This is a genomic window from Aquirufa sp. ROCK-SH2 (assembly GCF_054558315.1).
In genome coordinates this window covers 20,742-35,103 of sequence record NZ_JBPXKB010000004.1, presented here as the reverse complement: position 1 = coordinate 35,103, position 14,362 = coordinate 20,742, and the positions used below count along the sequence as shown (strand labels likewise).

Here is a 14,362-nt window from a genome sequence, read left to right as displayed (position 1 = left end):
TAGGTAAAAGGTTGTAGGTAAAAGGTAGGAGGTCTTTTCTCTCTTCTCTCTTCTCTCTTCTCATTTCTCTCTCCTCTCTTCTAATTCGGCAAACTTTCCACATTCAACATTGAATTGGTGACTCTTCTGAGCGAATAGGTGGAGAAATCCTGTGCGGCGTCTAAACCAACACCATTAAAGACTTCAGTATTTGTTCGTATTTGAACTGGCTTTTCTGTAAAAATTCTCTTTTCGTCAGGTACCCAAGTAAATTCGTCCGTGGTTAAAGTTTCAGATTTTTTGATATTGAAAATTTTCACATGCCCCATTAGTTTATAATGGTTTTTTTGTCGAAAAAAACGTGCACTATCTCCGCGTATTTGGGTGCTTACATTGCCTAATTTATCAAAAAACCAAAGCTTCATCTCCTTAGGATAAACCCGATCTTCTGAATAAAGTGTGATTTGTTTTTCTGTAACCATTCTTACGACAGATTTCGCAGAATCAGAAAAAACCATGTCTATTCCTGTTAATTCAGATTTTGGTCCGACATAGACCAAATTGCTTGATTTTTTTTCTTCCTGACAAGAAAAAAAGAAGAGGATCGAAACGAATAATAAAAGGAATTTCCTAAGATCACTCATTTGAAATATTAATTAATTTTTTGCTTAACAAACCACAAATCACTCAAGGTTAATCCCAATGAAATTCGATGATATTGTTCTTCTAAACCATTTTGACTTAAAGTCCCTCTTTTACCAAATTGGTATGAAACATTTAAATAAGAAAGATTTCTCAAGGGTAAAGCAGCACCAACGCTAAAATTCATATCCACAGCATAAGGACTAGATTCAGACATGGCATAAGGAGTGGTTTGGTAACTAAACCCAGCACGATAAGTGGTACGTTTTAAATAATTAGAAACTGACTCGAAATCTGGGGTAAATTCACCACCTACTATCCATTTATTACTTACAGGCAAAGCTCTAGCTTGGCCTAAATTGTTTTCTACCTTTGTCCAGTCGGTACTGATAAAATCAACTCCTACCATCCATCTTGCAATTTTCTCCAAACTTACTCCGAACTTCCTTGATACGGGTAAATTTTGCGTATAAGGAGTCTTTTGACTTAATGTATCAGCGTTTAAAGTATTAATTCCTGTATAATCTAAAATGGCAAATCGCTTAATTTGACTTGCTTTCATTGTAGAATTTAAATCGATAGTCGCACCTAAATTCAAATACAAATCTTTCTTAATCGCATGGCGATAAGCCAACCCAGCTTTGAAACTAAAATCTGAATAATCATTTCTATTTTCAAGCTGAACTTTATAATATTGCCCATCTGACAAATTTTGAGTTGAAACATTTCGCACAATATTTCCAAACAAATAGTCCATTTCTAGGCCCAAATAAACCTCTTTACTGATTCGAACTCCATTAGAAAAAGATAATTTATTGATATTTCCTACACCCGAAAAACTGTAAATCAAACTATCTACACCGAGTAAATTCAATCTACGATAAGATTTCGTATCATATTGAACCGAAGAATAGGGTCTAATACCAATTGCAAATGTCCAACGAGCCGAAGCCGGTATTGTTAAATTCAATGACTGATAATTACCTCCAAATACACTTTGCTTTTGGCGATAATCTTGTAAGGTTTTATATTCGGTATTGACACCCGCTTCAAAACCAGTGTATCTATTTCTAGCTAATAAAGCTGGATTTATTACGCTTGAATATATTCCATTCGAATTAGAAACTCCCAATCCACTCATCATGATATTACTTGTTGAATGACCAGCATCTAACTCCCCCATACCAATGTAAGAATAAGGAGAATTCAATATGCTTTGAGCTTTTAGCTCTGAATGAATAGAAGCCAAGGTAATTATCAAAAACAATACTATTTTGGCAAGAACCTTATCAAAAAAACTTGAAACTCTTTGATTATAAATCATATAAAAAATACTTCTCGGAATACTATTAAGTTTGCAAAGGTCGCAATTTTATTTCACATTCAACTAAGATATTAAGTATATTTGGAAGTAAAATCCTCAATTATGTTCAAAGATAGCTTGTCCAATTTATATCTTTTAGAAAATTCAGCGTTAGATATTTTACTTTTCTTCGCCATTATTTTAGTTGGTTTTGCTTTTAGAAGATTTTTTTCTAATTCATTTTCCAAAATCATCTATCGTTTTCTGCCTGATCAAATCATTCAAATTCAGGATTGTATTCAATTAATTAGAAAACCTTTCGAACTATTACTTTTTTGGATTTTCCTGTATGTAGCTTCTCTGAATCTTCATGTTCCTTTACAATGGCACTTTAGCTCTGTTAAAGATTTTGGTCTTTTATTTCTTGTCAAAAAAGCCTTTGAGGCTGCTTTAATTCTCACAATTACTTGGCTAATTATCCGGATAATGAAGGTTATCATTTTGGTAGCTCAAGAAAAATGGCAAGGATTAGAACAAAAATCCAAACAACAATTTATTCCTTTTCTTAACGACTTGGCTTTGGTTTTTATTATTACGGGCTCGGGATTTGTTTTATTGGGAAGAATATTTGAAGTGGATGTCGTTGCTTTGATAACCGGTTTAGGACTTGGTGGTTTAGCCTTGGCTTTGGCAGCTCGAGAAACCTTAGAAAATCTCTTCGCCTCTTTTACCATCTTTCTTGATCTTCCCTTTGTGGTTGGTGACAGCATTCAGGTTGGGACAATCACTGGTGATATTGAAAAAATCGGATTCAGAAGCACTCGAATTCGAGCATTGGATGGCAATTTAATTTTGATACCTAATCGACTTTTAACCTCTCAATCTTTGGAAAATCTCAGTGAAAGAAATTACAGAAGAGCCAAATACAATTTAACATTCGCGTTAAACACAAAAGCGGAGCAAATTGAAAAATTAATTCCTTCCATTGAGAATTTGATCAATCAAGAGCCATTGAGCAAGAAAAAAGCAGCTAAAATAATATTTGAAGGTTTTGGGACTTACTCTCTCGATTTGTCCATCACCTATTTTGTACAAACAACAGATTTCGCTAAATATCAAATCACCAAACAACAAATCAATTTAGGAATTCTGAAATTGATCGAAGAAAACAAAATGAGTTTAGCTAGTAGCGCTACAGCGGTAAATGGATAGAAGAGGTAAGAGGAAAGAGGTAAGAGGTAAGAGGTAAAAGGTAATAGGTAAGAGGTAATGGGTAAGGCGAATGCTACATTCTGCATTCTTAAAATTATGTTATATCCAGAAAATTTTATCAAACAACTGAACTCTTAAACCCGTAAATTGCAGGGGGTAAGGGGACGCATTACCCCATAAAAAAAGAAAATCAGATTTAATGACCAGAAACTTATATTTCCAATCAATAATCTGATTTTCTTCAAGGAATAATTGAACTAAAAGTTCAAATCATAGTACACACTCAGCACAGCTGAGCGCGTATTAATGGCTTAATGTTTTAAATCTTTGTGTTAACACAAAGGCTCGGTGTTACACTCAACACAGCAGAGCGAGTTTTCTCTCTTCTTCTTTTCTCTCCTCTCTTTTCTCTCTCTTTTCTCTCTCTTTTCTCTCTTCTCTTTTCTAACTCACCCAACCAATTCTTTCAAATCTTCATCGTGAATCATTTTGCGCTCATCTGCCATAATTAAGAAACGCGTATACAAACGATCCAAATCAGGTTTTTCAAATTCAAAACCCAATAAATTCAATCGATGTCTTAAAGCAGCACGTCCAGATCTTGATGTTAAAACAATCGCGGAAGAAGAAACACCCACGTCTTCTGGATTCATGATTTCATAATTTTGAGCATGCTTCAAAAATCCATCTTGATGTATTCCTGATGAGTGAGCAAAAGCATTTGCACCCACAACCGCTTTATTGGCTTGCACAGGCATACCCATTAAATTAGATACCAAAACGCTGGTTGGATATAAAAATTTAGGATTAATGCCTGTTGAAAAACCCAAATCCTTATGGACATTTAATATCATAGCAATTTCTTCCAAGGAAGTATTACCAGCTCTTTCACCAATTCCATTGATCGTAACCTCAACTTGTCGAGCACCTGCCTGAATACCTGCAATTGTATTGGCAGTAGCTAAACCCAAATCATTGTGATTATGCATTGAAATGGTCGCTTGGTGAATATTATCTACATTCTCATATAAGTAAGAAATACGGTCATACATCTGATTAGGCAACAAATAACCCGTAGTATCAGGTAAATTCACAACCGTTGCTCCAGCTGAAATCACCGCTTTTGTCAATTGAGCTAAAAATGGCAAATCGGCACGACCCGCATCTTCTGCAAAAAACTCTACATCTTCTACATACGATTTAGCATATTGAACTGCCCAAATCGCTTGCTCAATAATTTTCTCCCTAGTAGAGTTAAATTTATGTTTAATATGAACGTCAGATGCACCTATCCCTGTATGAATTCTCGGATGACGTGCAGGCTTTAAAGCTTCTGCCGCCGCATCAATATCTTCTTTTTTAGCACGTGTCAAAGCACAAACTGTTGGCTCTGTAACTGCTTCGCAAATCGCTTTTACAGAAGCAAAATCGCCTGGAGATGAGATTGGAAAACCTGCCTCAATGATATCAACACCTAACTTTTCTAGTTCTTTGGCAACTTCTACTTTCTCTTCACGATTCAACTGACAGCCTGGAACTTGTTCCCCATCTCTTAATGTGGTATCAAAAATTTTAATGCGATTACTCATGATTTTGTTTTCTATTTTTCTTTGCAAATCTACTTTTTATTACATTACTATGCAACCAAAAAACAAAATGGGATTTAACTCAATTAGATTAATAATCCATAAACACGAATATTAATGGACTAATTTAGATTAACAAACTAATAATTAATAAATAATAAGAACAATAATCTTAAATTAAGAAATATGAAAGAAAAAATATTTCATCAAATAAATACTATTTTATTCTCCGCTAGCTATTTTTTTAATCTCAGGAAACCGTTTTGAATCAAAATTACCACCTGAAACGACACAAACCACCGTTTTTCCACGGAGGCTAGAGGCCAATTGTTCTAAACATGCTATACTTAAAGCTCCTGCTGGCTCTGCTAAAATTGACTCATTGTCATATAAATCTAGCATCGTTTGGCAAAGTTTTTGCTTTTCTACCCGAAGGATGATGTCCATGTATTTTTGACAAATCGAAAATGTTAATTCACCCATTTTTCTAACCGAAGCTCCATCGACGAAAGGATCCATTTTTTCTAATTCTGTTACTTTGCCTTTGGCTAAACTCAATGTCAAGGAAGCTGCGTCGGAAGGCTCAACACCCACTAAAATAGTTTGATTCAAACAATACTCTTTTACCAATGCCGCACCCGAAGCTAATCCTCCTCCTCCTACAGGAACAATTAAATAGTCAATGGGCTTTGGCGCTTGATCAACGATTTCAAGAACTAGCGTAGCCTGACCCGCAATGATATCATAATCATCAAAAGGGGGAATATACACAGCACCCGTTGACTCACAATACCCTTTCGACGCACGAAAGGCTTCATCATAAGTATCTCCAATCAATTTAATTCGAACAAAATCTTTGCCAAAAAAACGCACTGCCTCTACTTTTTGCAAAGGAGTAGATTGGGGCATAAAAATTGTCGCATGGATTTTAAGAGAAGCACAGGCATAAGCAACTCCTTGAGCGTGGTTACCCGCAGAAGCAGCTACAACGCCTTTCTGACGAAGCTCTTGGGGTAAATTCGATATTTTGTGGAAAGCGCCACGTATTTTATACGAACGAACCAATTGAAGATCCTCCCGTTTCAAATAAATGTTCGCTCCAAATCTTTCGGAAAGTGAATGGGAAAACTGCAAAGGTGTCTGATAAACAACCCCTTTCAACTGTTCTGCCACTTGTTTAATTTGATGAAGATTTGGAATTTCAGTAAATGTATTGAATTCCATACATCAAAATAACAAAAAAAAAGGCAGTTGCTTATATGCAACTGCCCTTCAATTTCAAGAAATTACAATTAGCTTCTTTCTGGACGAAGGCTACGTACTGCAGCACCTGCTCTCCACATTTCCGACTCGCGTAATTCTGTCAATTCAGCTTCTAATTTCACACGGTAATCAGCTTGTGAGTTCAAATCGATTGAACGAGCTGCTTCTGCTTGAGTTTTCACTGAATTATATAATTTTTCAAATACTGGCTTAGTAGCATCTTTGAAAGGTCTCCACCAATCCAAAGCACCACGTTGAGCTGTAGTTGAACAGTTTGCATACATCCAATCCATTCCGTTTTCAGCAACTAAAGGCATTAACGATTGAGTTAATTCCTCTACTGTTTCGTTGAAAGCTTCTGAAGGAGAGTGACCATTTTCACGCAATACTTCATATTGAGCAGCGAAAATACCTTGGATAGCACCCATTAAAGTACCACGCTCACCTGTTAAATCAGAAGTAACTTCTTTGTAGAAATCTGTTTCAAATAAATAACCAGAACCTACTCCAATAGCCATCGCGATACATTTTTCACGTGCTTTTCCAGTAGCATCTTGGTAAACAGCGAAAGAAGAATTCAATCCTTTTCCTTCAACAAATAAACGACGAAGAGAAGTACCTGAACCTTTTGGTGCTGCTAAGAAAACATCTACATCAGCTGGAGGAACAATTCCAGTTTTTTCTTTATAAGTAATTCCAAATCCGTGAGAAAAATACAATGACTTTCCTGCAGTCAAATATTTCTTAACAGTTGGCCACATTTCGATTTGAGCAGCATCAGATAACAAATAGCAAATAATTGTTCCTTTTTCTAGAGCCTCCTCGATTTCAAACAAGTTAACACCTGGAACCCAACCATCAGCGATAGCTTTGTCAAAAGTTTTACCTTTACGTTGTCCAACAATTACATTCAATCCATTGTCTTTCATGTTTAAAGCTTGACCTGGACCTTGAACACCATAACCAATTACAGCAATCGTTTGATCTGCTAATACTTGTCTTGCTTTCTCTAATGGAAACTCTTCGCGGGTTACAACATCTTCAACAACCCCACCGAAATTAATCTTTGCCATATTCTGTTTTTGTTTAATTTATTATTCTTATTCTTTATTTTTTGTATTATACGTTTAAACGATCTCCCAATTACCTTCTGGTAAATACTCCACCAAACCTTTTTCCGTTTTACCAACTGCCACTCTACCTGATTTGATGTATTCCAAAATATCCCACTTTTTCAAATATTGATAAAATTCTGAAATTTCGGCTTCTGTTCCATTTTTCTCTAAAACAACATAATCCAATCCCCAATGCACAATTTTTGCATTCCAATCTAAATTAATCGTTTTAACATCCAAAGGACTACCTCCTAAAGGTGTTGAAATTTTGAACAAAGCTATTTCATTAAATACGATTTCGTCATCCAAATAACCAAAAACAGCCAATACGTCCGTTATTTTTCTGATTTGACGAACCAATTTTTCAACGAATTCACGGTTTTCATTCTTAATTACCACCGTAAATCGAGAAACACCTTTACGTTCAGTTTCAGACACAGTCAGGCACTCAATATTTAACCTTCTTCGAGTAAATATGATGGTAATACGATTCAATAAACCTACCGTGTTGGTAGTAAAAATGGATATAGTGTAATTTGTCAACATATATATATTTTACTCAAGCCTCACTTTTGTTACACAAGCACCTGCTGGAACCATTGGGAAAACATTTTCTTCTTTTTCACAAATAATTTCCAATAAATAAGGCTCCTTCGAATCTAATAAAGTATCCAAAGAGCTACTTAATTCCGCACGATCTTTGACTGTATGTCCTTTTATACCAAAACCTTTTGCAATGGTAATGAAATCTGGATTTTGCAATTCTACAAAGGAGTAGCGATTATCAAAGAACAATTGTTGCCACTGGCGTACCATTCCTAAGAAATTATTGTTCAAAATAATGATCTTAACAGGTAATTTACTCTGTGCAATAGTTCCTAATTCTTGTAAAGTCATTTGAAACCCTCCATCACCAATCACAGCAACTACTTCTCTTTCAGGAACGGCTACTTTTGCTCCAAATGCAGCAGGTAAAGCAAAACCCATGGTTCCTGCTCCTCCACTGGTTACAATGGAATTATTCTTTTTGAAACGATAATAACGATTAGTAATCATCTGATGTTGACCTACGTCAGTTACGACCACAGCCTCCCCTTTCGTTTTATCAGACATCATCGCCACAGCCTCTCCCATTTTGATGAAGGAACCTTCGTGAAACAAATCTCTCTTATTTATTTTCTCAAATTCTTCGTCATCGTATTTTCTGAACTCATTTCTCCATTCGGAATGATCTGCTTGATTGATTAATGGCAAAAGCGCCTTTAAGGCTAATTTTGCATCACCCACCACAGGAGCATCCGCTTTTACGTTTTTGTCAATTTCACTTGGATCTACTTCAATATGTACCACTTTTGCTTGTTTTGCATAAGTAGCTAAATCGCCAGTAATACGATCATCGAAGCGCATACCAATAGCAATTAAAACATCGCAAGAATTGGTTAATACATTCGCTCCATAATTTCCATGCATACCTGGCCAGCCCACAAACATCGGGTGATCAGCATCCATGGAAGACATTCCTAATAAAGTAGTTGCCACAGGAATTCCTGCTTTATCTACTAACTCGTTTAACTCTTTTTCCGCATTGGAAATGATTACACCATGTCCTGCTAAAATATAAGGTCGTTTGGCTCCATTAATCAATTTAGCTGCGGCCTCTAAATGTTCTTTTTTCGGTTCTAACCTTGGTTTGTAAGAAATGATTGAAGTACATTTTTGATACGAAAACGGAATCGTCATAAAATCCGTTTGCGCAGTTCGAGTAATATCTATCAATACTGGACCAGGTCTTCCTGTTTCAGCAATATAAAATGCTTTCGCTAAAATTTCTGGAATTTCATTGGCATCTACTACCTGATAATTCCATTTCGTTACGGGCATCGACATCCCGATTACATCACACTCTTGGAAAGCATCGGTACCTAAAAGATTACCTTTCACTTGTCCAACAATACATACCAAAGGGGTAGAATCCAACATGGCATCAGCAATTGGAGTAATCAAATTGGTAGCTCCAGGACCTGAAGTTACCATGCAAACTCCTGCTTTATTTAACATACGAGCATATCCTTGAGCAGCATGACCAGCACCTTGTTCATGACGAACAAGGATGTGCTTCAAACGATCTTGATAGTCGTATAAAGCATCATAAGTAGGCATAATTGCACCACCCGGATATCCGAAAATCGTACTTACACCTTGTGCAACCAGAGATTCCATGATTGCTTGAGCACCCGACAAAAACAATTGTTTTTCGGTTTGTACAGATTCAGATGAGGTGGTTTGGGTCTGTCCCATATAAAATCAAAATTTTTGTTTCAAACTTTAATAAAAGGCTAATTTAAGGTATCCTAATGTAGAAAAAAATCTAAATCTTATTTTTTTACAAATCTGTTACACATCCTAAATTTGCCGGCCCTACATTTTTGATGTATTTTCTCAATACACCCGAAGTATGCGGAGAAGGAATTGGCTTCCAATTTTTACGTCTTTCTGCTAATTCTTCATCTGATACATGCAAAATCAATTTATTTTCAACGGCATCAATCGTGATTTTATCCCCGTCTTTCACTAATCCAATAGGCCCACCCTCTTGAGCCTCTGGCGTAACGTGGCCTACCACAAAACCGTGAGAACCTCCTGAAAAACGTCCATCTGTTATCATCGCAACTTTATCTCCTAAACCTGCTCCCATGACTGCAGAAGTTGGCTTCAACATTTCTGGCATACCTGGACCACCTTTCGGACCTTCATTACGAATAACAATCACATGACCGGGCTTTATTTCACCTTTGGCAATAAAATCAATCACATCTTCTTCGCGCTCACAAATTTTGGCAGTTCCTTCAAAACGCTCACCTTCTTTCCCCGTGATTTTCGCCACAGCGCCGTCTGGAGCTAAATTACCATAAAGCATTTGCAAGTGACCCGTTGCTTTGATTGGATTGGAAAGTGGATGAATGATATTTTGTGTTTCAAAATTCAAATCTGGAGTTCCTTCCAAATTCTCAGCCAAGGTTTTACCAGTAACTGTCATGCAATCGCCATGCATATAACCTTCCTGCAACAAATACTTCATCACAGCTTGAATACCTCCAATAGCTAACACATCTTCCATGTAATATTTACCTGAAGGTTTCAAATCAGCCAATAAAGGAGTTCTATCCGAAATATCTTGAATATCTTTCATGGTGAATTCCACACCAGCAGAATGAGCAATCGCTAAATAATGTAAAACTGCATTAGTTGATCCTCCTAAAGCCATTACGATTGTCATTGCATTTTCAAATGCTTTTCTTGTCATAATGTCTCTAGGACAAATATTTTTCTCCAAAAGAACTTTCATCGCTGCACCAATGGCTAAACACTCGGCTTTTTTGCCCTCGTGAGTAGCTGGATAAGAAGATGAATTGGGTAAAATTAAACCCATTGCCTCCATCGAAGAAGCCATGGTATTGGCAGTGTACATTCCACCACAAGCACCTGGCCCAGGAATGGAATTTTGAATGACACCATCATAATCTTCATCTGAGATTGTACCTGCAAATTTTTGACCTAATGCCTCAAATGCAGAAACAATATCTAATTTTTTACCTTTATATTCTCCACTGCGAATCGTTCCTCCATACACTAACATCCCCGGTCTATTCAAACGAGCCAATGCCATCATGGCACCTGGCATATTTTTATCACAACCTACCACAGCAATTACCCCATCATACCATTGCGCACCTACTACATTTTCGATGGAATCAGCAATAATGTCTCTAGAAGGCAAAGAATAACTCATTCCATCATTTCCATTGGTCATACCGTCTGAAACACCAATCGTATGAAAAATCAAACCAATCATTCCATTGTCCTGAATACCTTTTTTCACATGAACAGATAAGCCATTCAAGTGCATATTACAAGGATTTCCCTCGTAACCAGTACTTGCAATACCGATTTGAGGTTTTTGCATATCCTCCGTCGTTAAGCCAATGCCATAAAGCATCGCTTTAGCAGCTGGATTGGTGATTTCTTGTGTTAAGGTTCTAGAAAACTTATTTAAAGCCATAATAAAAAGGTAGAAATTTTTTCAAACAACAAATATACATAATACTCTTTGTTCAATACAAAGAATAACCCAATAATCTATGGAAAATCAAGGATTTACAAAATAAAATCCAAGTTTACCCAACAAGTCTTTTAAGCGTTCTCGCCAACTTGCTGCCTCCACATAGCATAATACAATCCTTTCATTTCCAAAAGATGTTCGTGCGACCCCTTTTCTACAATTTTCCCTTTTTCAAGTACATAAATTCGGGTGGCATGCATGATAGTAGATAAGCGATGTGCAATCAAAATGGAAATATGATCTGATTCATGTGAAATAGCGCGAATAGTTTCAGAAATTTCCTCTTCTGTCAATGAATCTAAAGCAGATGTTGCCTCGTCAAACACCAATAAATTGGGATTTCTCAAAAGAGCTCTTGCAATGCTCAAACGTTGTTTTTCTCCACCCGACACCTTCACTCCACCTTCTCCAATCAATGAATCCAAACCTTTATCCGCTCTAGCCAATAAAGTTTGACAAGCTGCCTTCTCTAATACATCCATGCATTCCGCGTCAGTTGCTTGCGGATTCACAAACAATAAATTTTCTCGAATGGAGCCTGAAAATAATTGCGTATCCTGGGTAACAAATCCTATTTTCTTTCTCAACTGATCAAAATCAATTTGATCACCCGCCTCTCCGTTGTAAAAAACTTGCCCTTGTTTAGGTCGGTATAAACCTACAAGCAATTTTACAAGTGTCGACTTACCTGCGCCAGAAGGCCCAACGAATGCAATGGTTTCTCCACCATTCACCTCGAAACTAATATCATTCAATGCATTTAAATTCGCCGATTGATGTTTAAAGGAAACATGATCAAATTTCAATTCTTGAATGTGCGGAATTGAAATCGGATTTTCGGGTTTCTTCTCTGTTGGAATTTGCAAGATTTGTTCAAAATTTTGCAAAGAAACCTCTGCCTCTCTGTACGTATTTACCACATTACCAATTTCTTGCAAAGGGTTAAATAGGAAGAAAGAATAAATATTCAGGGAATAAAATTGACCAATGGTAATTTTGCCTTCATAGATTAAATAAATCAAAACGACCACCATCAACATCCTCAAAAGATTCACACAAGTACCTTGTACAAAAGCCATCGATCGGACATAGCGCACTTTTTTCAACTCCAGCAACAAAATCTTTTCAGTCGTTGCATTCAATTGACTTATTTCTTGTTCAGCCAATCCCAAAGATTTCACCAATTCAATATTTCGTAAACTTTCTGTTGTAGATCCTGCTAAACCTGTTGATTCTTTTACAATTTCAATTTGAATCACCTTGATCTTTTTACTTAACACAGAAGAAACATAAGCGATCAAAGGACCTGTCAATAAAAACAAAGGCATCACCATCCAATGCACAGAAAAGGCATATACTGAGATAAACACTAATGCGATGATCGACTGAAAAAGAATGTTGATTCCAATGGTAATCAGCTTTTCAACATCCGTTCTAACTTTTTGAAGTTTACCCAAAGTTTCGCCTGAACGTTGATCTTCAAACGTTTCATAAGGCAATTCCAGTGAATGGCGAATTCCATCTGAATACAGGTTGGCACCTACTTTTTGAGTAACTGTATTAATCACGTAATCTTGGAAATTTTTAGCAACTCGACTCACAAAAGCGACTCCAACGGAAGCCAAAGCCAAAGGCCAAATAGCATTAAAAAACTGATCAAAAGTATGCGTACCTGCATGGTAAACTCCAGCAACATCATCAATGATTTCCCTAAAAATATAAGGATCCATCAAAGAAAATATTTGGTTGGTAGCTGCTAAAGCTAAAGCACCAATGACACGCCAACGATAATGTTTTAGGTACTTAAAGAGTATGTTCAATTGAATTATGAGTTATGAATTATAAAGGATGTGTTTATGATTAACTGAATCTAGTTAATGCCATTTCTGAAACTGTTTTACCAATGGATAAAGAGGATGTTGCAGCTGGACTTGGTGCATTCAGTATATTGATAATTTTTGCATCTTCTATGATCGAAAAATCATCCAATAAACCACCATTTCGATCGCATGCTTGGGCACGGACGCCAGCACCACCTTCCACTAAATCAGATTCTTGAATTTCAGGGATCAATTCTTGTAAAGCTTTGGTAAAGGCTTCCTTGGAAAAACTACGATACATTTCACCTAAACCTGTTTCCCAATATTTGGCAGCGACTTTTTGAAACCCTGGCCAAGTTAAAGTGTTCCAAAGTTCTTTAAAATCAATAGACATTTTTTTGTATCCTTCTTTCCGGAAGGCCAAAACGGCGTTTGGACCTGCCTCCACCCCACCTCGCATCATGCGGGTAAAATGAACTCCCAAAAATGGGAAATTAGGATCTGGAACTGGATAAATTAAGTTTTTAACTAAATATTCTTTATCAGCTCTCAATTTGAAATATTCTCCTCTAAAAGGGACAATGCGAACATCCAAAGGCTCTTTTTGCGACATTTGAGCGATTTTATCAGAATAAAGACCAGCGCAATTAATAACTAATTTCGTTTCGTAAACCCCTTTGTTTGTTTCAACAATGGAATAGGTTAAACCCTTGGTAATATTGATTACTTGTTCTCCCAAATGCAGTTGGCAACCCTTTGCTTCAATACCAACAGCTAATTTTGCTGCTACCACTCGATAATCTACTATACCTGTTTGAGGCACCCACATCCCCTCTACCCCCGTCACATGTGGCTCATGTTCTTTCATTTCTGCAACAGACAATTTTTTCAAGCCCTCTAAACCATTCTGTTGTCCTCTTTGGTATAAATTTTCTAATTGAACGCGTTGTTCTTGGTTAATGGCAACGACTATTTTACCTGTCAATTCAAAAGGAATATTTTGTTCTTGGCAATATTGGATCAATTGATGATACCCCTCAATGCAATTTTTAGCCTTCAAAGAACCCGGCTTATAATATAAACCCGAGTGGATAACTCCTGAATTATTTCCTGTTTGATGCATGGAAACCATGTGCTCCTTTTCGAACAAAGCAATTTTTAAATCAGGTCTGGATTCCAAAAGTCGATGTGCAGTTGCCAATCCTACAATCCCTCCACCAACAATAATTATATCTAAAGCCATATATTTGAATATATTAAGATGACAAATATACTTGGAAAATAAGAATTAAAGAAGAGGTAAGAGGTAAGAGGTAAGAGGT

Annotated in this window: 11 protein-coding genes; 1 reads left to right on the top strand and 10 read right to left on the bottom strand. The window is 36.6% G+C overall.

Going from position 1 to position 14,362, the window contains the following annotated elements; all coding sequences use genetic code 11:
- Positions 1-80: 80 nt before the first annotated feature.
- Positions 81-623 (bottom strand): LPS export ABC transporter periplasmic protein LptC, encoded by a 543-nt coding sequence (gene lptC, locus V7S79_RS09975; RefSeq protein ID WP_459490443.1) that lies wholly within the window; start codon positions 621-623, stop codon positions 81-83.
- A gap of 8 nt (positions 624-631) precedes the next feature.
- On the bottom strand, positions 632-1,945 hold the full coding sequence (locus V7S79_RS09970; RefSeq protein WP_459490442.1) for a hypothetical protein: 1,314 nt from the start codon (positions 1,943-1,945) through the stop codon (positions 632-634).
- Between the two features lie 102 nt (positions 1,946-2,047).
- Here V7S79_RS09970 and V7S79_RS09965 point away from each other — a divergent pair, with 102 nt between their 5' ends.
- Positions 2,048-3,136 (top strand): mechanosensitive ion channel family protein, encoded by a 1,089-nt coding sequence (locus V7S79_RS09965; RefSeq protein ID WP_459490441.1) that lies wholly within the window; start codon positions 2,048-2,050, stop codon positions 3,134-3,136.
- Between the two features lie 449 nt (positions 3,137-3,585).
- On the opposite strand, the gene V7S79_RS09960 is transcribed toward V7S79_RS09965, so the two are convergent.
- From V7S79_RS09960 to lhgO, 8 genes are all read right to left on the bottom strand, one after another.
- On the bottom strand, positions 3,586-4,725 hold the full coding sequence (locus V7S79_RS09960; RefSeq protein ID WP_459490440.1) for a 2-isopropylmalate synthase: 1,140 nt from the start codon (positions 4,723-4,725) through the stop codon (positions 3,586-3,588).
- Between the two features lie 219 nt (positions 4,726-4,944).
- Positions 4,945-5,946: a threonine ammonia-lyase IlvA gene (ilvA, locus tag V7S79_RS09955; protein ID WP_459490439.1), complete on the bottom strand. Its 1,002-nt coding sequence runs from the start codon at positions 5,944-5,946 to the stop codon at positions 4,945-4,947.
- A 68-nt stretch (positions 5,947-6,014) separates the two neighbouring features.
- On the bottom strand, positions 6,015-7,058 hold the full coding sequence (ilvC, locus tag V7S79_RS09950; RefSeq protein ID WP_459490438.1) for a ketol-acid reductoisomerase: 1,044 nt from the start codon (positions 7,056-7,058) through the stop codon (positions 6,015-6,017).
- Between the two features lie 54 nt (positions 7,059-7,112).
- On the bottom strand, positions 7,113-7,643 hold the full coding sequence (ilvN, locus tag V7S79_RS09945; protein WP_459490584.1) for an acetolactate synthase small subunit: 531 nt from the start codon (positions 7,641-7,643) through the stop codon (positions 7,113-7,115).
- Positions 7,644-7,655: 12 nt separating this feature from the next.
- Positions 7,656-9,398 carry a biosynthetic-type acetolactate synthase large subunit gene (ilvB, locus tag V7S79_RS09940; protein ID WP_459490437.1) on the bottom strand — a complete coding sequence of 581 codons (1,743 nt, stop codon included), beginning with the start codon at positions 9,396-9,398 and terminating at the stop codon, positions 7,656-7,658.
- An 85-nt stretch (positions 9,399-9,483) separates the two neighbouring features.
- The gene (gene ilvD, locus V7S79_RS09935) at positions 9,484-11,160 is read right to left on the bottom strand and encodes a dihydroxy-acid dehydratase (RefSeq protein WP_459490436.1); all 1,677 of its coding nucleotides are present in this window, start codon (positions 11,158-11,160) and stop codon (positions 9,484-9,486) included.
- 131 nt (positions 11,161-11,291) lie between these two features.
- Positions 11,292-13,040 (bottom strand): ABC transporter ATP-binding protein, encoded by a 1,749-nt coding sequence (locus V7S79_RS09930; RefSeq protein WP_459490435.1) that lies wholly within the window; start codon positions 13,038-13,040, stop codon positions 11,292-11,294.
- 40 nt (positions 13,041-13,080) lie between these two features.
- A complete protein-coding gene (lhgO, locus tag V7S79_RS09925) occupies positions 13,081-14,283 on the bottom strand; it encodes an L-2-hydroxyglutarate oxidase (RefSeq protein WP_459490434.1) in 1,203 nt (400 codons plus the stop codon).
- Positions 14,284-14,362: the final 79 nt, after the last annotated feature.

What these genes read in the sequence shown, in the direction of transcription:
- V7S79_RS09965 (WP_459490441.1), top strand. Translation starts at nt 2,048, where the DNA reads ATGTTCAAAGATAGCTTGTCCAATTTATATCTTTTAGAAAATTCAGCG.
- ilvD (WP_459490436.1), bottom strand. Translation starts at nt 11,160, where the DNA reads ATGGCTTTAAATAAGTTTTCTAGAACCTTAACACAAGAAATCACCAAT.
- ilvC (WP_459490438.1), bottom strand. Translation starts at nt 7,058, where the DNA reads ATGGCAAAGATTAATTTCGGTGGGGTTGTTGAAGATGTTGTAACCCGC.
- lhgO (WP_459490434.1), bottom strand. Translation starts at nt 14,283, where the DNA reads ATGGCTTTAGATATAATTATTGTTGGTGGAGGGATTGTAGGATTGGCA.
- V7S79_RS09960 (WP_459490440.1), bottom strand. Translation starts at nt 4,725, where the DNA reads ATGAGTAATCGCATTAAAATTTTTGATACCACATTAAGAGATGGGGAA.
- V7S79_RS09970 (WP_459490442.1), bottom strand. Translation starts at nt 1,945, where the DNA reads ATGATTTATAATCAAAGAGTTTCAAGTTTTTTTGATAAGGTTCTTGCC.
- ilvB (WP_459490437.1), bottom strand. Translation starts at nt 9,398, where the DNA reads ATGGGACAGACCCAAACCACCTCATCTGAATCTGTACAAACCGAAAAA.
- ilvA (WP_459490439.1), bottom strand. Translation starts at nt 5,946, where the DNA reads ATGGAATTCAATACATTTACTGAAATTCCAAATCTTCATCAAATTAAA.
- lptC (WP_459490443.1), bottom strand. Translation starts at nt 623, where the DNA reads ATGAGTGATCTTAGGAAATTCCTTTTATTATTCGTTTCGATCCTCTTC.